Annotated in this window: 23 protein-coding genes; 11 read left to right on the forward strand and 12 right to left on the reverse strand. The window is 53.4% G+C overall.

Features of this window, described 5'->3' with window-relative positions:
- Positions 1-71: 71 nt before the first annotated feature.
- The 5 genes from mlaB to mlaF are packed head-to-tail and all read right to left on the reverse strand — an operon-like array spanning position 72 to position 3,207.
- A complete protein-coding gene (gene mlaB / locus J1778_RS21045) occupies positions 72-365 on the reverse strand; it encodes a lipid asymmetry maintenance protein MlaB (protein ID WP_112288378.1) in 294 nt (97 codons plus the stop codon).
- Positions 362-994: a phospholipid-binding protein MlaC gene (mlaC, locus tag J1778_RS21050; RefSeq protein WP_217174817.1), complete on the reverse strand. Its 633-nt coding sequence runs from the start codon at positions 992-994 to the stop codon at positions 362-364. The genes mlaB and mlaC overlap by 4 nt, the downstream gene beginning before the upstream one ends.
- A gap of 41 nt (positions 995-1,035) precedes the next feature.
- On the reverse strand, positions 1,036-1,602 hold the full coding sequence (gene mlaD / locus J1778_RS21055) for an outer membrane lipid asymmetry maintenance protein MlaD (RefSeq protein ID WP_217174818.1): 567 nt from the start codon (positions 1,600-1,602) through the stop codon (positions 1,036-1,038).
- Positions 1,603-1,605: 3 nt separating this feature from the next.
- Positions 1,606-2,388, reverse strand: coding sequence for a lipid asymmetry maintenance ABC transporter permease subunit MlaE (gene mlaE, locus J1778_RS21060; protein ID WP_217174819.1), 783 nt, complete (start codon positions 2,386-2,388; stop codon positions 1,606-1,608).
- Positions 2,389-2,403: 15 nt separating this feature from the next.
- Positions 2,404-3,207 (reverse strand): phospholipid ABC transporter ATP-binding protein MlaF, encoded by an 804-nt coding sequence (mlaF, locus tag J1778_RS21065; protein ID WP_217174820.1) that lies wholly within the window; start codon positions 3,205-3,207, stop codon positions 2,404-2,406.
- Positions 3,208-3,514: 307 nt separating this feature from the next.
- Here mlaF and J1778_RS21070 point away from each other — a divergent pair, with 307 nt between their 5' ends.
- The 11 genes from J1778_RS21070 (at position 3,515) to npr (ending at position 11,532) form a co-directional block, all read left to right on the forward strand.
- Positions 3,515-4,492, forward strand: a complete 978-nt coding sequence (locus tag J1778_RS21070) for a calcium/sodium antiporter (RefSeq protein ID WP_112288373.1) — start codon at positions 3,515-3,517, stop codon at positions 4,490-4,492.
- 19 nt (positions 4,493-4,511) lie between these two features.
- The gene (kdsD, locus tag J1778_RS21075; protein ID WP_217174821.1) at positions 4,512-5,498 is read left to right on the forward strand and encodes an arabinose-5-phosphate isomerase KdsD; all 987 of its coding nucleotides are present in this window, start codon (positions 4,512-4,514) and stop codon (positions 5,496-5,498) included.
- 16 nt (positions 5,499-5,514) lie between these two features.
- On the forward strand, positions 5,515-6,081 hold the full coding sequence (gene kdsC / locus J1778_RS21080; RefSeq protein WP_217174822.1) for a 3-deoxy-manno-octulosonate-8-phosphatase KdsC: 567 nt from the start codon (positions 5,515-5,517) through the stop codon (positions 6,079-6,081).
- Entirely contained in the window at positions 6,078-6,647 is a 570-nt protein-coding gene (lptC, locus tag J1778_RS21085) for an LPS export ABC transporter periplasmic protein LptC (protein ID WP_217174823.1), read from the forward strand. The genes kdsC and lptC overlap by 4 nt, the downstream gene beginning before the upstream one ends.
- Positions 6,625-7,182 (forward strand): lipopolysaccharide ABC transporter substrate-binding protein LptA, encoded by a 558-nt coding sequence (gene lptA, locus J1778_RS21090; protein ID WP_217174824.1) that lies wholly within the window; start codon positions 6,625-6,627, stop codon positions 7,180-7,182. The genes lptC and lptA overlap by 23 nt, the downstream gene beginning before the upstream one ends.
- Before the next feature lie 5 nt (positions 7,183-7,187).
- A complete protein-coding gene (gene lptB / locus J1778_RS21095) occupies positions 7,188-7,913 on the forward strand; it encodes an LPS export ABC transporter ATP-binding protein (RefSeq protein ID WP_217174825.1) in 726 nt (241 codons plus the stop codon).
- A 102-nt stretch (positions 7,914-8,015) separates the two neighbouring features.
- Entirely contained in the window at positions 8,016-9,449 is a 1,434-nt protein-coding gene (gene rpoN, locus J1778_RS21100; RefSeq protein WP_217174826.1) for an RNA polymerase factor sigma-54, read from the forward strand.
- A gap of 23 nt (positions 9,450-9,472) precedes the next feature.
- Positions 9,473-9,760, forward strand: coding sequence for a ribosome hibernation promoting factor (hpf, locus tag J1778_RS21105; protein WP_013577259.1), 288 nt, complete (start codon positions 9,473-9,475; stop codon positions 9,758-9,760).
- 98 nt (positions 9,761-9,858) lie between these two features.
- Positions 9,859-10,341: a PTS IIA-like nitrogen regulatory protein PtsN gene (gene ptsN / locus J1778_RS21110; RefSeq protein WP_192878634.1), complete on the forward strand. Its 483-nt coding sequence runs from the start codon at positions 9,859-9,861 to the stop codon at positions 10,339-10,341.
- Between the two features lie 67 nt (positions 10,342-10,408).
- On the forward strand, positions 10,409-11,263 hold the full coding sequence (gene rapZ / locus J1778_RS21115) for an RNase adapter RapZ (RefSeq protein ID WP_013577261.1): 855 nt from the start codon (positions 10,409-10,411) through the stop codon (positions 11,261-11,263).
- On the forward strand, positions 11,260-11,532 hold the full coding sequence (gene npr, locus J1778_RS21120; protein ID WP_112288366.1) for a PTS phosphocarrier protein NPr: 273 nt from the start codon (positions 11,260-11,262) through the stop codon (positions 11,530-11,532). The genes rapZ and npr overlap by 4 nt, the downstream gene beginning before the upstream one ends.
- A 207-nt stretch (positions 11,533-11,739) precedes the next feature.
- Here npr and J1778_RS21125 read toward each other — a convergent pair whose 3' ends face one another.
- The 7 genes from J1778_RS21125 to J1778_RS21155 all read right to left on the reverse strand — a co-directional run bounded on the left by J1778_RS21125 (position 11,740) and on the right by J1778_RS21155 (position 19,573).
- Entirely contained in the window at positions 11,740-13,659 is a 1,920-nt protein-coding gene (locus tag J1778_RS21125; RefSeq protein WP_217174827.1) for a BglG family transcription antiterminator, read from the reverse strand.
- 88 nt (positions 13,660-13,747) lie between these two features.
- On the reverse strand, positions 13,748-14,947 hold the full coding sequence (locus tag J1778_RS21130) for a lactonase family protein (protein WP_217174828.1): 1,200 nt from the start codon (positions 14,945-14,947) through the stop codon (positions 13,748-13,750).
- 120 nt (positions 14,948-15,067) lie between these two features.
- Positions 15,068-15,808 (reverse strand): 2-dehydro-3-deoxy-phosphogluconate aldolase, encoded by a 741-nt coding sequence (gene dagF / locus J1778_RS21135; RefSeq protein ID WP_217174829.1) that lies wholly within the window; start codon positions 15,806-15,808, stop codon positions 15,068-15,070.
- A complete protein-coding gene (locus tag J1778_RS21140; protein ID WP_217174830.1) occupies positions 15,805-16,932 on the reverse strand; it encodes a DgaE family pyridoxal phosphate-dependent ammonia lyase in 1,128 nt (375 codons plus the stop codon). Before J1778_RS21140 ends, dagF begins: the two co-directional genes overlap by 4 nt.
- Positions 16,922-18,055: an amidohydrolase/deacetylase family metallohydrolase gene (locus J1778_RS21145; RefSeq protein ID WP_217174831.1), complete on the reverse strand. Its 1,134-nt coding sequence runs from the start codon at positions 18,053-18,055 to the stop codon at positions 16,922-16,924. The genes J1778_RS21140 and J1778_RS21145 overlap by 11 nt, the downstream gene beginning before the upstream one ends.
- An 80-nt stretch (positions 18,056-18,135) precedes the next feature.
- Positions 18,136-18,783, reverse strand: a complete 648-nt coding sequence (locus J1778_RS21150; RefSeq protein ID WP_217174832.1) for a DUF4310 family protein — start codon at positions 18,781-18,783, stop codon at positions 18,136-18,138.
- 13 nt (positions 18,784-18,796) lie between these two features.
- A complete protein-coding gene (locus J1778_RS21155; protein WP_056776226.1) occupies positions 18,797-19,573 on the reverse strand; it encodes a DUF4311 domain-containing protein in 777 nt (258 codons plus the stop codon).
- Positions 19,574-19,596: the final 23 nt, after the last annotated feature.

Raw genomic sequence — 19,596 nt, forward strand, 5'->3', positions numbered from 1 at the left:
GGGCTTTGGAGAGCGTCAGGCGACGGCAGGTATTCCGCCGCCTAACCTACCGGAACTGCTGGCTTATTTGCTCAGGCAGCCGGAATAATGTCCTGAAGATTGTAGAGCGCAATCAGAGTATTCAGTCTGTCGGTGATACCGGCAACCGTCAGAGAAACGCCCTGCTGGCTGGCCTCTTCACGCAAATGCACTAACAGCGCCAGACCGGATGAGTCCACACGCTCCAGCCCGGATACATCCAGACAGGTAATCCCGGACATCAGCTTTTTGCGCGCATCCCAGAAGGGGACCAGCGTTTCGCGATCCAGTTCACCGTGCAACGTCAGTCGCGGCGGCTGCGATTCCCAGCGCAATGCTTCACTCATTTTTTATCCAGAGTAATCGGTTCTGCGGCAGCTTGTTTCAGACGCGCAGTCAGACCGTCAATCCCTTTCTGACGCAGGATATCCGCCCATTCGTTTTGCTTGGTCGAAATCATGCTGACGCCTTCGGCGATCATGTCGTATGCCTGCCATTCACCGGTACGGCTGTTTTTACGCCACTGGAAATCCAGGCGCACTGGCGGACGACCGTTTGGATCGGTAATGGTCACGCGGATAGCAATGATGTCTTTATCTGCGTAAGACTGTTCCGGCTGCACGGTGTAGCTCTGCCCGTTGTACATTGCCAGCGCCTGACCATAAGCCTGTTGCAGGTAGTCAGAGAACGCCGCGAAATACGCATCACGTTGTGCGGGGGTCGCCTGTTGATAGTAACGACCTAACACCAGCGCACCGGCGTATTTGATCTGCACGTACGGCAGCAGTTCTTCACGCACGATCTGGCGCAGGTAGTTAGGATCCTGCTTGATTTTTGGCTGTTCGGTTTTGAGACGGGTAAAGGTTTTGTTCGCCGCTTCATTCATCACGCTGTAAGGGTTGGTTTTATCAACCGCAGCATTGGCCAGCGGAGCCATAACCACCAGCAGTGCGGCGATCACTAAACGTTTAAACATAATCATTTCCTCTTTGATGGAGAATCCGTAGTAGCAAGTTCTTAATGAGCAGCCGGTTGTGGAGCCGTATTAGCGTCAGGCGCAGGGGCAGAATCGCCCGCAGGTGCTGCGGGCGCAGACCCTGCATCCGGATCCGCTTTCCCGTCGCCGCTCTTATAAAGGAACTGGCCAATCAGGTCTTCGAGAACCAGCGCCGATTTGGTGTCCTGAATGACGCCACCGTTTTTAAGGATAGTCGTTCCCATGTCAGGGTCTTCAAAACCAATGTTCAGCGCCAGGAATTGCTCACCCAGTAAACCCGAGGTGCGGATAGCCAGCGTACTGGTGCTCGGGATCTGGTTGTACTTCTGGTCAATATCCATTTCTACGCGTGGAGAATAGTTTTTATCAAGCGATATGCTGCTGACGCGACCAATCACCACGCCGCCGACTTTGACCGGAGAACCGCTTTTCAGGCCGCCGATATTGTCGAAGTCCGCAGAAATACGGTAAGTCGGGTCTGAGCCGATTGAACGGATGTCGGCCACTTTCAGACACAGGAATAACACCGCAATCAATGCGATGATCAAAAATGCGCCTACCCAGATTTCACTCTTTTTCGTTTGCATGGTTTAATTTCCAAACATCAGTGCTGTCAGCACAAAATCCAATCCCAGCACCGCCAGTGACGAATGCACCACAGTACGTGTCGTTGCCCGGCTGATCCCTTCGGACGTCGGTATCGCATCATAGCCATTGAACAACGCAATCCAGGTCACGGTGATAGCGAAAACAAGGCTTTTAATCAGGCAGTTGAGCAGGTCAGTCCGCCAGTCTACGGAAGTTTGCATCGCTGACCAGAAGAATCCGCTGTCGATCCCTTTCCAGTCCACGCCGACCAGCGAGCCGCCCCAGATCCCCACCGCGACAAAAATCGCCGTCAGCAGAGGCATGGAAATCAGACCGGCCCAGAAACGCGGTGCCACAACGCGGCGCAGCGGATCGATAGCCATCATTTCCAGACTGGAAATTTGCTCGGTGGCCTTCATCAGCCCCAGCTCAGCGGTCAGGGCAGAACCCGCACGACCAGCAAACAGCAGCGCCGTTACCACAGGACCCAGCTCACGCAGCAGGGAAAGCGCCACCATCATACCGAGGCTGGCCTCAGCGCTGTAGGTGGTTAAAATCAGGTATCCCTGCAAGCCCAGTACCATGCCGATAAACAGGCCGGAAACCAGGATGATCAGCAGGGAAAGCACGCCAACGCTGTAGAGCTGCTTGATCAGCAGCGGCCATTGTTTGGCAAATTGCGGCTTACCGACCAACGCCCGAAAGAGCATCAGACCGGCACGGCCAAAAGACGCACAGGTGTTTATTCCGCGGCGCCCGACAGAGGCTAAGGCCTTAATGAACATTTATTAGGAACTCCATCATCCGAGCAGCTCGGTTTTGTAATCACCGGCAGGAAAACGGAAAGGCACCGGTCCGTCGGCAATACCGTCGAGGAACTGGCGAACTCGCGGATCAGGGTTATTTTGCAATTCCTCTGGTGTACCTTCAGCAATGACATGCTGTGCCGCCACAATATACGCATAATCCGCAATACTGAGTACTTCAGGTACGTCATGAGAGACGACGATACAGGTCACGCCCAGCGCATGATTAAGCTCATCGATAAGCTTCACCAGCACGCCCATCGTGATCGGGTCCTGACCCACAAAAGGCTCATCGAACATGATGAGTTCCGGATCAAGCGCAATCGCACGCGCCAGCGCCACGCGACGCGCCATCCCGCCAGATAACTCAGCAGGCATCAGGTCACCGGCACCGCGTAAACCTACCGCTTCGAGTTTCATGGTCACGGTGCTGCGCAACAGTTCTTCCGGCAATTTACTGTGCTCACGCAACGGGAAGGCCACATTCTCGAACACAGTCAGGTCAGTAAACAATGCACCGGACTGAAACAACATGCTCATTTTCTTGCGGGATTCGTACAGCTTACGGCGTGACAACGTCGGAATGTTGTCTCCGTCGAACCAGATTTCTCCGCTGTCAGGCGTCAGTTGCCCGCCGATCAGACGCAGCAAGGTGGTTTTACCGATCCCCGAAGGCCCCATGATCGCGGTGACTTTGCCTCGTGGCACGGTCATATTGATCTCTTCGAAAATGGGACGATCGCCGCGCACGAAACTCATGCCCTTGATCTCAACCAGATTCGATTCGCTTTGACTCATTCAGTTTATCCCTTCGGAATGCTTTCGCTAAGAATACGTCTGACCCTGATGGGGTGTCGTATAACTTTGGTATTTTTACAAAAACTTACCCCGGTTTCGTTACCAAAGTTGCCATCGTTTTACTTTTCCGCCACAGACGGTCAAAATCGATGAATTATCATTTTAAAATAAAAGCCTTCATCGTCTAACATACAGGAACCTGCTGGCCTTGTTTTCAGAGAAAATGTTGCCTTAGCTCATGTTGACGAAGGAATCGCCTGCCTGCAAAGGCAACGAACCTCGCATTATACCCAATAAAGGATGTTTCATGCTTCTCGCTATCGTACTGATGATTGTCGGCTTGTTACTGTTAGTTTACGCCGCCGATCGTCTGGTGTACGGAGCCGCAGTGTTGGCACGCTCAATAGGCATACCTCCGCTGGTGATTGGCATGACCGTCGTCGGCGTCGGAATATCTCTCCCGGAACTGGTGGTTTCTACCACAGCCGCCATCAATGATCAGATGGATTTGGCCGTCGGAAACGCAATTGGTTCGAATATCATTAATATTCTTCTGATTTTGGGCGGTGCAGCCCTGATTCATCCACTTTCCGTTCGTTCTGATATATTACGCCGCGAACTCCCATTATTGTTACTGGTCACAGCACTCTGTGGTTTTGTGCTAAGTGACGGGGAACTCAGCCGGTTTGACGGCGTTCTGCTGCTGGCCAGTGCCGCCGTGTTTATGATGCTGGTGATAAAAATCGCCCGCGCGGCCGAAAAAGAAGGGCTGGATACGCTGACGTACGAGCAGATGTCCGAACTTCCCCAGGACAGCAGCAACACCGTGGCATTTCTGTGGCTGGCTCTGGGCTTTATCATCATGCCACTGGCGTCAGGCATGATTGTCGATAACAGTACAGTCATTGCCCGTTACTTTGGCGTCAGCGAACTGGTGATTGGCCTGACGGTTATCGCCATCGGCACCAGCCTGCCGGAACTCGCGACGTTTATCGCCGGTGCCATTAAAGGCGAAGATGATATCGCACTGGGCAATATCATTGGTGCGAATATTTTTAATACCTGTCTGGTGCTGGGTTTACCCGCGCTGGTTGCGCCAGGCTCGTTCAACCCGGACGCGTTTCATCGCGATTACTGGGTCATGCTGGCGGTCAGTATCGTGCTTTCAGGGCTGTGCCTGATGCGTAAACACCGTATCGGACATCTCGCCGGCGCACTGTTACTGTGTGGATTTATCGCCTATATGGCGGTTCTGTTCCTGTTACCGGACAGCATTGCCTTCTGAACTTTGTCAGGAACTGATTATGGCTAACTTTACCTTCGCCTCCGACTTTGATTTCCAGGCAGTCGGGCGTGATGTGCTGAAAACAGAACGTGAAGGACTTGAGCAGTTAGATCAATACATTAACGGCGATTTTACCCGTGCATGCGAAAAAATCTTCGCCTGCAACGGCAAAGTCGTCGTCATGGGAATGGGTAAATCCGGCCACATCGGGCGCAAGATGGCGGCGACCTTTGCCAGCACCGGCACACCGGCTTTCTTTGTCCATCCGGGCGAAGCCAGCCACGGTGATCTGGGCATGGTGTCGAAACAGGACGTTGTGATCCTGATTTCCAATTCCGGTGAAGCTCATGAAATTCTCGGGCTGATCCCGGTACTCAAACGTCTGGACATCACGCTTATCTGCATGACGTCTAATCCGGAAAGCACCATGGGCAAAGCAGCCGATGTACATCTTTGCGTGAAAGTACCCAAAGAAGCCTGCCCGCTGGGACTGGCACCGACCAGCAGCACCACGGCGGTATTGGTCATGGGCGATGCGCTGGCAGTGGCCCTGCTGGAAGCCCGCGGTTTCACACCTGAAGATTTCGCCCTTTCCCATCCGGGCGGAGCACTGGGTCGCAAGCTCTTACTGCGCGTGAGCGATATTATGCACACCGGTGACGAAATTCCGCATGTCAGCCGCGACGCCTCTTTGCGTGACGCCTTGCTGGAAATCACGCGCAAGAATCTGGGCATGACGGTTATCTGCAACGACCTGATGCGCATCGAAGGTATCTTTACCGATGGTGATTTACGCCGCATCTTCGATATGGGCGTTAACATCAATGAAGCCTCGATTGCCGATGTGATGACGACAGGCGGTATCCGCGTCCGCCCTTCTCTTCTGGCGGTGGATGCGCTGAATTTAATGCAGGAAAAAAACATAACCTGCGTGATGGTTGCTGATGGTGACCAGTTGCTGGGTGTGTTACATATGCACGACATGCTGCGCGCTGGCGTAGTTTAATTGAGGAATCCCCTGAATGAGTAATAGCGCAGCCCTGGTGGAAACTTGCTACGGTCCGGTCAGCACGCAAGTGCTGGAACGGGCGAAAGCTATCCGCCTGCTGATTTGCGATGTAGATGGCGTGATGTCTGATGGCCTGATCTACATGGGAAATCAGGGAGAAGAGCTGAAAAGTTTTAACGTTCGCGACGGTTACGGTATCCGCTGTCTGCTCACTTCTGACATTGAGGTTGCGATTATTACAGGCCGCAATGCGAAATTACTGGAAGATCGCGCTAAAACCCTCGGTATACGCCACTTGTATCAGGGACAATCGGATAAGCTTTTGGCCTTCCGCGAACTGTTAGATACACTGTCTTTGCGGGCCGAAGAAGTGGCCTACATCGGTGATGACCTGATCGACTGGCCGGTTATGGCACAAGTCGGTCTTTCGGTTGCCGTTCAGGACGCGCATCCTATCCTGTTGCCGAAAGCGCATTATGTCACCCGCATTGCCGGCGGACGTGGTGCAGTACGCGAATTGTGCGATTTAATTTTACTGGCACAGGGTAAGCTGGAGGACGCCAAAGGGCTCTCGATATGAGTAAAACAAGACTTTGGATTATTCTGGCGCTGACCGCCATCGTTCTGGTTCTGATCGGCTGGTCAATGTCTGACAACAGCGATGACATCCAGCCGGCAGTCAACGATCAGGATCCGACATACCAGAGCTCCCACACCGTCACGATGGTGTACGATCCTCTTGGTAGCCTGACATATAAACTGGTTTCAGATCAGGTGAAATATTACACCACTGATCAGGTGACATGGTTTACCAATCCGGTAGCGACCATGTACGACAAAAATAAAGTCCCGACGTGGGTGCTGCATTCTGACAAGGCCAAGCTGACTCAGGATAAAATGCTCTATCTTTACGGGCATGTGCAGGCAGACAGCCTGACACCTGAGACTTCGCAGTTGCAAAGAATCAAAACGGACAATGCACGGGTTAACCTGACGACACAGGACGTTGCCTCAGACGATGAAGTAACGCTTTATGGTACAGGTTTTACATCTAACGGCATGAAAATGCGTGGTAATCTGCGTGATAAAACAGCAGAGCTGATCGAAAAGGTAACGACCTCTTATGAAATTCAAAGCAAAAAATAAAATCCGTAATCTCCTGATCGTCAGCTCATTGTTAGCCGTCAGCGTGCCGGCATTCGCCTTGAAAGATGACACGACCAAACCGATTACCATTGATTCGGCTAATCAGGCGCTGGACGTGAATACCAATACCGCGACCTTTACCGGTAATGTGGTGGTAAATCAGGGCACGATCCAGGTTAAAGCGGACAAAGTTGTGGTCATTCGTCCGCAAGGCGTTTCCGGCAAAGAAGTGGTTGAAGGTTACGGTAACCCGGTGACGTTCTATCAGATGCAGGACAACGGCAAGCCGGTGAAAGGTCATGCGCAGAAAGTCCGCTATGAAGTGGAAAACGATCTGGTGACCCTGACCGGCAACGCTTATCTTGAACAGCTCGACAGCAACGTCAAAGGCGACCGTATTACTTATCTGGTGCAGAAACAGCAAATGCAAGCCTTCAGTGATAAAGGTAACCGTGTGACGACCGTTCTGGTTCCTTCGCAGCTGCAACAGAAAACACCTGCAGCGGCGGGCCAGCCGACCAAAAAGAGTAACTGATTGTTATGGCTAAATTAATCGCAGAGAATCTGGCAAAAGCTTACAAGGGCCGCAAGGTCGTTGAAGATGTCAGCCTGATGGTCAACTCCGGCGAAATCGTCGGGTTATTGGGCCCAAACGGGGCCGGTAAAACCACCACGTTTTACATGGTCGTCGGCATTGTGCAGCGTGATGCGGGCCGTATTGTCGTCGATGATGAAGACATCAGCCTGTTGCCATTGCATACCCGCGCCCGTCGCGGGATTGGCTATCTCCCTCAGGAAGCCTCCATTTTCCGCCGCCTCAGTGTCTTTGATAACCTGATGGCTGTGTTGCAGATCCGCGATGATCTGAATAAAGAACAGCGTAACGATCGCGCCAATGAACTGATGGAAGAGTTCCATATTTCTCATTTGCGCGATAACCTCGGTCAGTCACTGTCCGGTGGTGAACGCCGTCGTGTTGAAATCGCCCGTGCGCTGGCAGCGAACCCTAAATTCATCCTGCTGGATGAACCCTTCGCCGGTGTTGACCCGATTTCAGTTATCGACATCAAAAAAATCATTGAGCATTTGCGTGACAGCGGCCTCGGCGTACTGATCACCGACCATAACGTTCGCGAAACGCTCGACGTGTGTGAACGCGCTTACATCGTCAGTCAGGGCAAATTAATCGCCCACGGCACACCCGCCGATATTCTTGCTGATGAACAAGTTAAACGTGTTTATCTTGGTGAAGAATTCCGTCTGTGATCTGTGCCGCCGGAACCGTGCCTGTTTCGCCTTAAAATGAAACGGGCCGTCTCTGACAGAAGTGTTGCCGTTTTCACTCATCAACGGAAATAAAGCCAAGATATGAAGCAAGGTTTGCAACTCAGATTCAGCCAACAACTGGCAATGACTCCACAGTTACAACAGGCCATCCGCCTGTTGCAATTGTCCACGCTTGAGCTCCAACAGGAGATCCAACTCGCGCTGGAGAGCAACCCTCTGCTTGAACAAACCGACCTCCATGAAGAAATCGACTCGGTAGAAGCCACCGACAGCGAAGGGTTAGATACCCGCGAAGCACTCGAGCAAAAAGACATGCCCGAAGAGCTGCCGCTGGATGCGACCTGGGATGAAATCTATACCGCGGGCACGCCTTCCGGCACCGGTAATGATTACAGCGACGACGAGCTGCCGATTTATCAGGGTGAAACCACCCAGACCCTTCAGGATTACCTGATGTGGCAGGTCGAGCTGACACCGTTTTCTGACACTGATGCGGCCATTGCCACCTCCATTGTCGATGCGGTCGATGACACCGGTTATCTCACCGTTTCTCTTGACGACATTCTGGAAAGCGTCGGGGATGAAAACGTCACGATGGATGAAGTGGAAGCCGTGCTCAAACGCGTACAGCGCTTTGACCCGGTCGGCGTGGCCGCGCGCGATCTGCGCGACTGCCTGCTGATCCAGCTTTCCCAGTATGCGACCGACACGCCTTTCATCACCGAAGCCCGTCTTATCATCAGCGAACATCTGGATTTGCTGGCGAACCATGATTTCCGCGCACTTATGCGATCAACCCGGTTAAAAGAAGATACACTGAAAGGAGCGATGCTCCTGATCCAGTCTCTTGATCCGCGTCCGGGCCAGTCGATCAATACCGGCGAATCCGAATACGTGATCCCGGATGTGCTGGTGCGCAAAGTGTCAGGGGTCTGGACGGTTGAACTTAATTCCGACAGCATTCCGCGTCTGAAGATTAACCAGCAGTACGCCGCGATGGGTAATTCCGCACGCAGCGACAGCGACGGGCAATTTATCCGCAGCAATCTGCAGGAAGCCAAGTGGTTAATCAAAAGCCTGGAAAGCCGTAACGACACGCTGTTGAAAGTCACGCGCTGTATCGTTGAGCAGCAGCAGGCGTTCTTTGAACTGGGTGAAGAATTTATGAAACCTATGGTGCTGGCCGATATCGCCAGCGCCGTAGAAATGCACGAATCGACGATTTCACGCGTCACGACGCAGAAGTTTCTGCACAGCCCGCGTGGCATTTTCGAACTGAAGTATTTCTTTTCCAGCCATGTCAGTACAGACAGCGGCGGCGAGGCATCGTCAACCGCGATCCGGGCGCTGGTGAAGAAATTAATCGCAGCGGAGAATCCTGTAAAACCGCTCAGTGACAGTAAGTTAGCGACCCTGCTTTCCGATCAGGGAATTATGGTTGCACGCCGAACTGTCGCCAAATACCGAGAGTCTTTGTCCATCCCGCCCTCAAACCAACGTAAACAGTTAGTTTGACCTCAACAGAGAAGGAAGACATTATGCAGCTCAACATTACCGGACATCACATTGAGATCACGGATCCCCTGAGAGAATTCATCACGTCGAAGCTGGCCAAGCTTGAGCAGTATTTCGACAGGATTAATCAGGTGTATGTGGTGTTGAGCGTGGAAAAGGTGCAAAAAGTTGCCGAAGCGACTTTGCATGTGAATGGAGGCGAGTTACATGCCACCTCGGAACATCAGGATATGTACGCAGCGATTGACGGACTGGTTGATAAACTGGCCCGCCAGCTGAATAAACATAAAGACAAACTGAAACAGCACTGACATTCATGTAGCCAACCCTGTGCTACAAACCTTCGGGCATCGGCTTGTGACCTTCGGGAAACGAGCCGATATAGCTTTAAGGGTGAAACAGCGCAAAAGTGAAAGATGACATGATCAACGATATAGCAATGCAATTAACGTCGGTGCTTAATGCCGAATGCACCAAAAGCGGCGTTCATTGCGCCAGCAAAAAACGCGCACTGGAAATCATCAGCGAACTGGCCGCCAGACAACTTAATTTGTCGCCACAGGTGATTTTCGACGCCATTTTGACCCGTGAACGCATGGGCAGCACCGGGATCGGTGCCGGGATCGCCATCCCGCACGGTAAGCTGGAAGAAGATACTTTACGTGCCGTCGGGGTGTTCATTCAGCTGGAACAACCGATCGCTTTTGATGCCATCGATAATCAGCCGGTAGACTTACTTTTTGCCTTGCTGGTACCGGCAGATCAATGTAAAACCCATTTACATACATTATCTTTGGTCGCGAAGAAGTTAGCTGATAAAACAGTGTGTCGCCGCCTGCGTGGTGCGCAAAGCGACGAAGAACTGTTCCAGATAATGACTGAAAACGAATAAATTGCTGATTCCCGGTACGGTGCCGGGAAAATGAATTCTGAACACTGAATGCCAGGGGAGTGACACCATGGTGCTGATGATTGTCAGCGGCCGTTCCGGTTCCGGGAAATCGGTTGCCCTACGGGCATTGGAAGACATGGGTTTTTACTGTGTGGATAACCTGCCGGTGGTGTTATTGCCGCAGCTTGCCCAGACCCTCGTTGAACGTAATACGTCAGCGGCCGTCAGCATCGACGTGCGTAACATGCCGGAAACCCCGGAAGTTTATGAGTATGCGATGTCACAACTGCCGGAGAGTTTCTCACCGCAGTTGCTGTTCCTTGACGCCGACCGCAATACGCTGATCCGCCGCTACAGCGACACCCGTCGTTTGCACCCGCTTTCCAGCAAAAACCTCTCCCTCGAAAGTGCCATTGATGAAGAAGCCGATCTGCTCGAGCCTCTGCGTTCGTCTGCCGATCTCATCATCGACACGTCCGAAATGTCCGTGCACGAACTGGCAGAAATGCTGCGTACCCGCCTGCTGGGTAAACGCGAACGTGAACTGACGATGGTGTTCGAGTCTTTCGGTTTTAAACACGGTATTCCGATTGATGCGGATTATGTGTTTGACGTACGTTTTCTGCCGAACCCGCACTGGGATCCGAAACTGCGCCCGATGACCGGCCTCGACAAACCGGTGGCGGCCTTCCTCGACCGTCATACCGAAGTCCATAACTTTATCTACCAGACCCGCAGTTATCTCGAACAGTGGCTGCCGATGCTGGAAACCAACAACCGCAGCTATCTGACCGTCGCCATTGGCTGTACCGGCGGTAAGCACCGTTCGGTCTACATCGCCGAGCAACTGGCCGACTATTTCCGTTCCCGCGGGAAAAATGTGCAATCCCGCCATCGCACGCTGGAAAAACGCAAATCATGACGGTAAAACAAACGGTAGAAATCAAAAACCGGTTAGGGATGCATGCCCGTCCGGCGATGAAGTTGTTTGAACTGGTGCAGAGCTTTGAATCAGAAGTGATGCTGCGCAACGGCACTGGCATTGAAGCAGAAGCCAGCAGCGTGATCGCGCTGCTGATGCTTGATTCCCCGAAAGGTCAGAAAATCGAAATCGAAGCCACCGGGCCAGATGAAGAGCAGGCTCTCAGCGCCGTCGTAAATCTGATTAATTCAGGTTTTGACGAAGACTAATAATCCTCACTCTTAGCCATAGTCATTGACGTTGCAGCAAGGCAGCAAGCGAGAGACAAATCGGTCAGGAACCGATTTGAACAGCGCTCGCGCTGGCCCGCAGGGTGAGCCTCAGGGACGAGGCTCATTAATCCCGATGAGCTGACATCAGTCAGTGATTCGGGTGAACGAACGCCGCTCACGCCGCTGCGGCGTCAAGGACGCAGGCTAAATGCGGGAAAGGCAATCTATTGCAATGGCCTTGAAGCTTTCAAAATTTTCACTGCTCAGCAGACGGCTCATTGAGCGTTCCCGCACAAACGTCACGAACAAATCGTAAATCGCCATCGCTTCTTCATAATCTGCTTTGCTGATCGCCAGCAGGAAAATCACGTGCGCGGTTTCCCCTTCTCCCCAGGCAATGCCCTGCGGCGAGAGCAGCGTGATCACCACGGTTTTCTTCGCCAGCAGTCCCAGCGAGTGCGGCAGTGCAATCCCTTCGCCCAGCATGGTCGAGACAATCTCCTCACGCTCGACCACCGACGGGTAAAACGCCTGATCGACATACCCTTCTTCTTCCAGCTGCGAACACACATGGCGGAATAACTCCGCCTGCGTCATCGGCTCGTTGACGATCATGAAGTGTTTTTCGTCGAAGAATTTTTCCAGCATATAAGGACGTGTGCGGTCGACCAGCACCAGCTTGCCGAGCTGCTCCATCTGGTATTCAGTCGGGAACGGTGACAGCACCACCACTGGCTTATTCTTCTCGGTGATGCGGGCGTTGGAAATAATAAAATCTTCGTCGATATGCTCCAGTTGCTCGTAATCACGCAGCGAAACCACCTGTTTCATCACCAGTTGCGGATACTTACGGTTAATCTGCGCCTGGATCATACGGATGGTTGAATTGCCGGTGTCACACACAAACATCACCTGCGGATGCCGCTGGTAGCCGATATTGTAATGTCGCTCCAGTCCGACGCCGATATGCAGCACCAGAAAACCAATCTCGTTTTCACTGAGCGTATAAGGCGTGTATTTTCCCCAGCTGGAAACTGCCGCCAGCGTGACGTCATAGGCCATCGGATAATGCTGTTTGATGTTATTCAGCAGCGGATTGGGAATATTAATCTGATATTTCACCCGCGTAATCATGGTCTTGATATGCGTCAGCAAGTCAGCGCGCAGTTGCCTGTCGCCCTGCAGATCATAGTTATAGTGCGAGTTGATATACGACAGAATGTAATCGACCAGCGATTCGTCATCATCAGCGTTAATGTCGGTCGGCAGAATTTGCTGTACGCGACGTGCGGCGATATTCACCCGCAGATAAGCTTCCTCAGAGGCCGGAATTTCCTTGCCGACCAGATTTCTCAGCTCAGCAGCCAGCCGCATGGAGACCTGTTTCACCGCCGGGTCGCCGTCTTCAGCATCAAAATCGGTCAGCGGATAACCGCCGGTAATGCGCTTGATCGCCACCGCACAATAGAGGATCAGATACTGCTCGCCCTCATCAGTCAGCTGAACAGAAGACTGCGTCAGCACCTGATGCATAAAGCGTGTCAGCGGTATCAGAGCCTCGGGTTCCAGACTTTCCGCCTTCAGCAGCGGATTCGCCTGTTCTTCGGCATCAAGCTGAAACAGCAGGTCGGTCAGACAGGCGCGGATCGCCAGTTCTGCGCCGAACAGCTTCATACCGTAGCGCGGTTTGGTTTCGATATTCAGATGATAGCGAGCCAGATGCTCCCTCACCTCAGCCATATCATTTTGCAGGGTTCCCCGGCTGACAAACCATTCATCGGCCAGATCTTCCAGCTTCAATGAAAAAGCTGAGGTCAAAAAGCGGATCAGCAACGTTTTCACCCGTTCAGCGGCAGTGCGCGGCGTCGGATTCGGTTTTCGTTGCGTCGATTGCTGTAGCGTTGAGAAAAGCGTCTGATCGTCAATACGCAGCTGATACCCACTGCCTCGGCTGTGTACAAACGTCGCGCCAAAATCGGCGATGATTTCATTCAGCGCAGTAATATCGGCACGCACCGTGCGCGTCGAAACGGACAAACGTTTTGCCAGTTCATCCTGAGGAAGGGTTTCGGTTTGCAGCGCATCAAACAATTGCGCCAGACGTTGATTGGGAAATCTCACCATTGTTCTTCCATATTATTGCGGATACGCCCTCTGCGCAGAAACCCGGAAGGTTGCCACACAGAGGGTTTGGTTCTAACGCATTACGATGTCAGGGCGCAATCACCAACTGTGAGGGACTGCCCACAGCCACATAATCATCTACGAATGACAGTTTGCCGTTTTCACCAGAAATCTTGAATCTGGTGATGTTATCGCTTCGTTGATTCATTGCGTAAATATATTTGCCATCGGGTGACAACGTCAGCGTTCGCGGATAATCGCCACGCGTCCAGGTTTCGTCACTCCACGTCATCGCGCCTTCGCCGGTCACGTTGATCTGCGCGATGCTGTTATGCAGGCGGTTCGCCACATACAGATGCTTGCCATCTTTGCTCAGCACAATACCGGCCGCAAAGTTGGTGCCTTTGAAACCGGCCGGTAACGATGACAGGCTGTGCAACTCCGTCAGGGTGCCTTGGGTAGTATCAAAGCGATAACTGGTCAGGGTCGAGGCTTCCTCGTTGATCAGGAAAACCACTTTGCCGTTCGGATGAAACACAAAATGGCGCGGTCCTGCACCTTCTGAAGAGGCTTTGATAAACGGCGGATCGTTGGCTTCCAGCACGCCGGTTTCGCTGTTGAGCTTCCACTGATAGATCCGGTCAAGGCCGAGATCGGTTGAAAACACGAACTTGCCGGAAGGATCGGTGGCGATCATGTGCGCGTGCGGCCCGTTATGATCGCTGACAGCAAAACTGCCCTCCGCCGCTGCCGCCGGTTTCCCTGCTCCCGCCGGTCCGGAATCCTGCTGGCTGTTGCTGGCTTCACTCAGTTTTCCACTGGCATCCACCGGGAACACTGCCACCACGCCGCTGATGTAGTTCGCCACCAGCAAATGATCACCTTTTGGCGTCAGCGATAAATACACCGGCCCTGCACCCTGCGAATCCGCCTGGTTAATCAGCGTCAGGCTGCCGTCTTCCGGCGCAATGCGATAGGCCGCCACAGCGCCATGTTTGCCGCCGTTGTAATTATCAATTTCACTGCCGATAAACAGCGTTTTACCGTCGTGGCTGAGCACCATCTGCGCCTGATTCGGCAGCTGGCTGGCGAGGGTTTTATCACTCAGCGCGCCGGTTTTCGGATCGAATTTAAAACGGTAGACACCTTCCCCGTTCGGGTTATAGGTGCCGACGTAAGCAAAATGCGGAGTCATCGAAGTCATTGTTTTTTCTGCTGCATAAAGCGGCACGGCAGACACTGCCAGCATCGCGGTGGTTAAACCTGAAATCAGAAACCAGTTTCTCATACATTTCCTCAGAATTTGGGATATCAGACAAACGAGGGAACCCTGCACCCGCTCAGTCGCTGAGGAATGCAGGGTGTTTAACCGCGCAGACGGCTTACCGCGCAGGAAAGGTCAGAGCCGTCAGCCCACCAGCTTTTTAACGCTGGCCAGCAGGGTTTTCACATCTTCAGGACGGGTATTGCCCGACGCGCTGTCGATGATTGAGCTGTAGATATGTGGGATGATTTTAGTCACGCCCGCCGCCAGCGCGATTTCCATAATCGGCTCAAAGTTTTCTAAATCGATACCGCCGGTCGGCTCCAGCCAGAAATCCTGTTCTGCACAGGCACGTGCCACGGCAGCGAATTCGTCACGGGTTTTCAGTCCGCCCATCGGGAAATATTTTACCGAGCTGCCACCCATATCTTTCAGCAGTGCAATGGCGGTTTCCACCGGCACAATGGCGTCAGCAGAAGCAGAACTCAGTGGTCCGGTGTTGATCTTCACAAAGCTGGGTTTACCGGTCGGCGAAATCAGACCGTTGACCACGCTGTCGTTTTGCCCCAGCATCCCGCGGCTGGTACCCACGCCGGTAAAGACCTGATTGACATGCTGCGGCTGAACCTGAGCAGAAATCTGGCTGACCATCAGCGACTGACGCGGATCGCCTGCGCCTAAACCGACGGACAAGGCGTTTTCAATCAGTGCGGCATACTCTTTCATGTCTGCCACCGCGCTCGCGACGTCCGGATAATTTTTGGAAAGCACACCGACCAGCACATGACCTTCAGCCGCTTCGTAGATGTCACGGGCATTGTCTTTCGAGCCCGCCAGCACATTCAGGCACACGCGGTCACGGTAGAAATTTGGGGTCAGCTTCATGCTTTCTCTCCACTGAAAAGTTGTTTAAAACGCTGTGCGACGATGGCGAGTTGCGGTGGCGTTACGCTGCGCACATCGACTTCGATCTTGCCTTCGTTGGCGCGGTAACCACGGAAATAAATCGCGATGTCGCCGTTTTTCATGGCGTCCACAATGGCTTTGGTTTTCCAGCCCAGCACCGCTTCATCGAAAGTAATTTCCGTGCGGGCGATATCACGCCCGGCGCTGTCCCAGACTACGCGACCGGTGACACCGTTGATTTCATTCAGGCTGGCGATAAATGGCGTCATCTTGTCGACCATTTCCTGCCCGGTCGTTTTCGGCAGCGTGATATAACTTTCGATTGCCTGCGTCAGGCCAAGAATGCCTTCTTTGCCAACTTTCATTGCGCGGCCAATCCCGCCCGATTGCAGTTTTACCCATTCGACGTATTGTTTTTTGCCGAGCACCAGACCGCTGGTCGGCCCTTCGATGGCCTTCGCGCCACTGTAAATCACCAGATCTGCGCCCATTTCGTAATAACAGGTCAGGTCTTCTTCTGCGGCAGCATCAACGATCAGCGGCAGGTTATGCTCACGGGCAACGGCAGCGGCTTCCGCCACCGACAGAATGCTTTTCTGCACACTGTGATGTGATTTGATGTACAGAATGGCGGCGGTACGCGGTGTGATGCAGGCAGCAAGCTGCGCGGCAGAACATTCATTGGCGTAACCGGCTTCCACCACTTTGCCGCCGCCCATGGTGACCATCGTGCCCACCGGCGCGCCATAATTCACGTTATGGCCTTTTGGCAGCACGATATCGTGCGGGATTTCCAGCGGTGCGGTGTGCAGGTTTTCCAGCAGCCAGGCATCGTCTTTGACGATCACAGCCGCTACGGACTGCGCGATCCCGGCGGAAGCACAGGACACCACCACGGCGTTTTCCACGTTCAGCAGTTTCGCGATGTAAGCGCCGGTTTTATTCACCAGATCTTTCATCTCGAAGTAATGATTCAGACCGGTATTCACTACCGCTGCAACTTCTTCACGCGGCGTAGAGACCCCCAGCGCCGTCATACGACCAGAGGCGTTAATAACCTGTTTTAAATCATATTTTTCATATAAAGATTGTTCAGAAGACATGAGCAGATTTCCCTTCTTCGGTTAACAGGGTGACGCCCGCGACCACAGCGGCCAGAGGCACCAGCAAACTTTCGCCCTTCACGGACTGTCCTTCGGAATCGACAAATACCTGTGGCGCAAAACGCTGTTCAAACAAGGTCAGGTCGGCATCAGCACCGACTTCCAGGCGGCCTTTAGCAGGCAGGCGCAGCGCATCAGCGGCGTGCGAGGTGACGCAATCAATCACCTGCGTCAGGGTCATACCGACACTAAAGAACTTCGACATAACGGTCGCCAGGCTATGCACTGGCCCGTTCATGCGATTGCGGCAGTAAATATCGGAGCTGATGGTGTGCGGCAAAATACCTTGTTTAATGGCCAGTTCAGCCACTTCGAAACTGAAACTCGCGCTACCGTGACCGACATCCAGCCGCACACCGCGGCTCAGCGCACGTTTAATCGAATCGCGCAGTACGCCTTCAGGCGAGAGAATGCGGTTCGGCTTGCCGTTATAGCAGTGGGTGATAATGTCGCCGGAGGTCAGTAAATCCGCGATTTCATCGAGATTCGGCGGGTTATTGCCGATATGCACCATCAGCGGCAGGTCGTCATTTTCCTGCTGGATTTCTTTGGCACGCACCAGCGGCTTAATGCCGTTCTGGCCGACCACGCTGCTGCTCATGCGCGCTTTGATGCCGATAATAAAACCGGGATTTCGCGCGATGGCGTCACGCACGCCGACCTTGTCGATCTGCGTCATATCCGCCAGTTCGTTCTGCGTGACAATGCCGGTGCGGGCGATATTCAGAAACGCGTACACGTTGGTTTTCGCCACACGGGTGATCTGATAGAAATCGTCGACATCATTCGCGCCGGTACTGCCGGCATCCGCCACGGTAGTGACGCCGCAAGCGACACCAATCAGATCGGCGTCGTCGTGATAAATCGGCGATTTTGGGTAACAGTGAACGTGGGAGTCGATCCAGCCCGCGCTGGCGTAAACCTTGCCCTGAAGATTGAGAGTCTGGCGGGCAGTGGCATCGGCTGCCAGCGTGCCAATGGCGGCGAATTTGCCGTCCTGAATAGCAATATCGGTCAGGCTGCCGTCTGTGCGTAATGCCTGGCGGATGATTAAGTCATACATACGACGTTCTCCATAATCTCGGGCGTCAGGAGTGTTCCCGCCGCCCGCTTTACTGCTGAGTTGCTGCTATGTTGCTGTTCTTACAATGAAACCGGGAAAATAGCGCCCAGGATCATGGCACCGAGGATCGCACCACCGGTAATTGGCTTCTGCCACAGATAGAACCCCAGCGCGCCGAGCAAGGAGCCCAGACCGATAGGAGTCGAGGCAGCCATGGCCGACAGGATAATCAGCGGCCCGAGGAAGCGACCGGAGGCATTACCCGCGCCCATCATCACGTCAGCGCCGTAGGTTGAATTGCTCTGATTGATGGTGAATTTACGTGCCAGAATGATGATGTAACCAACGGCTAATCCGAGGATCAGACCGGTTACCAGTGAAGCTGCGAAGTTAGCCACCGGGAAGATAAACCCTGCACCCAGCAGCATCGCCGGTACACCCAGACCGATACCCGTCTGGATTGCGCCGCCGATATCGAGAATACCGACCAGTGAACCTTCAATGATGCGGGCAAACAGGAAGCTGGCACCGAAGGCCGCCACTGCGCCGTACACGCCGGTGTCCATGCCTGATCGCAACATCGACACAAACGCCACTTCGTTAAACGCGCCGATGCCATACAGGTAATACATGTGTGTCCCGGCGAAAACGCCGGAAGACAGCAGTCCGACAAAAATCGGGAACGACCACTCGGCGTACCAGAAACCACGTTTGGCTTGTTCTTCCATTGTCATGTTCCTCTTACTTGCCGCTGAGTGAATTGTGAATGCCGTTCAGCCATGTCGGGACATCCAGCATGAATGACTGCAACAGTTTGACGTCGAAACCACGGAAGAAGCCGCTGAGGACGAACAGCGCGATAATCGCCGCCATCATCACTTTGGTCACGTGGTTCCAGCCGCTTTCTTCGACGCCTTTACCGATCAGGATACCCAGTACCAGACCCGGTACGGCGTTACCCATAATCATCTGCGCCAGACCGCCAAAAATGGTGGCCCAGAAACCGGAACGACGTCCTGCATCAATCGCTGCCAGCCAGAAAATCACCGGCATGACGGTGTTCACCAGCAGGTTAGCCGCAGGCACCAGCACTTTAATCGCGGTAACCTGTAACGCCGGAGGAACGGCTGACGCCGTGGTGTTGAGGAAGGCCACCACAATCATGCCAATGATGCCGCCGGCAATCGCCATCTTGCGCGGATCGTGCATGGTTTCGGCGACATTGCGGTTTTTGAACATCAGCGCCGCGGTAGCCCAGTGAGGGATAATGCGATGGTCAACGTCCTGCGTGAAAGAACCTGCTGCAACGGAAGATGCCCAGGCGTTAAAGAAGAAGCCCAGACCAAATGAGAAATGCGAAGCCGGATCGCCTTCACAGGAGTTTAATTCCCCAAGTGTACGAAAAGCCCCCATCCCTTGCACGGTAGGCGCATGGAACATACGTGCGGCACCCGCACCTACGCCCACGCCAACCAGTCCGCCGATAATAAGCGACTTAAATAAAATAATTAAAAACATCAGTATATCCTTGTCATTTATAG

It is taken from the genome of Rahnella bonaserana (assembly GCF_019049675.1).
Lineage (GTDB): Bacteria > Pseudomonadota > Gammaproteobacteria > Enterobacterales > Enterobacteriaceae > Rahnella > Rahnella bonaserana.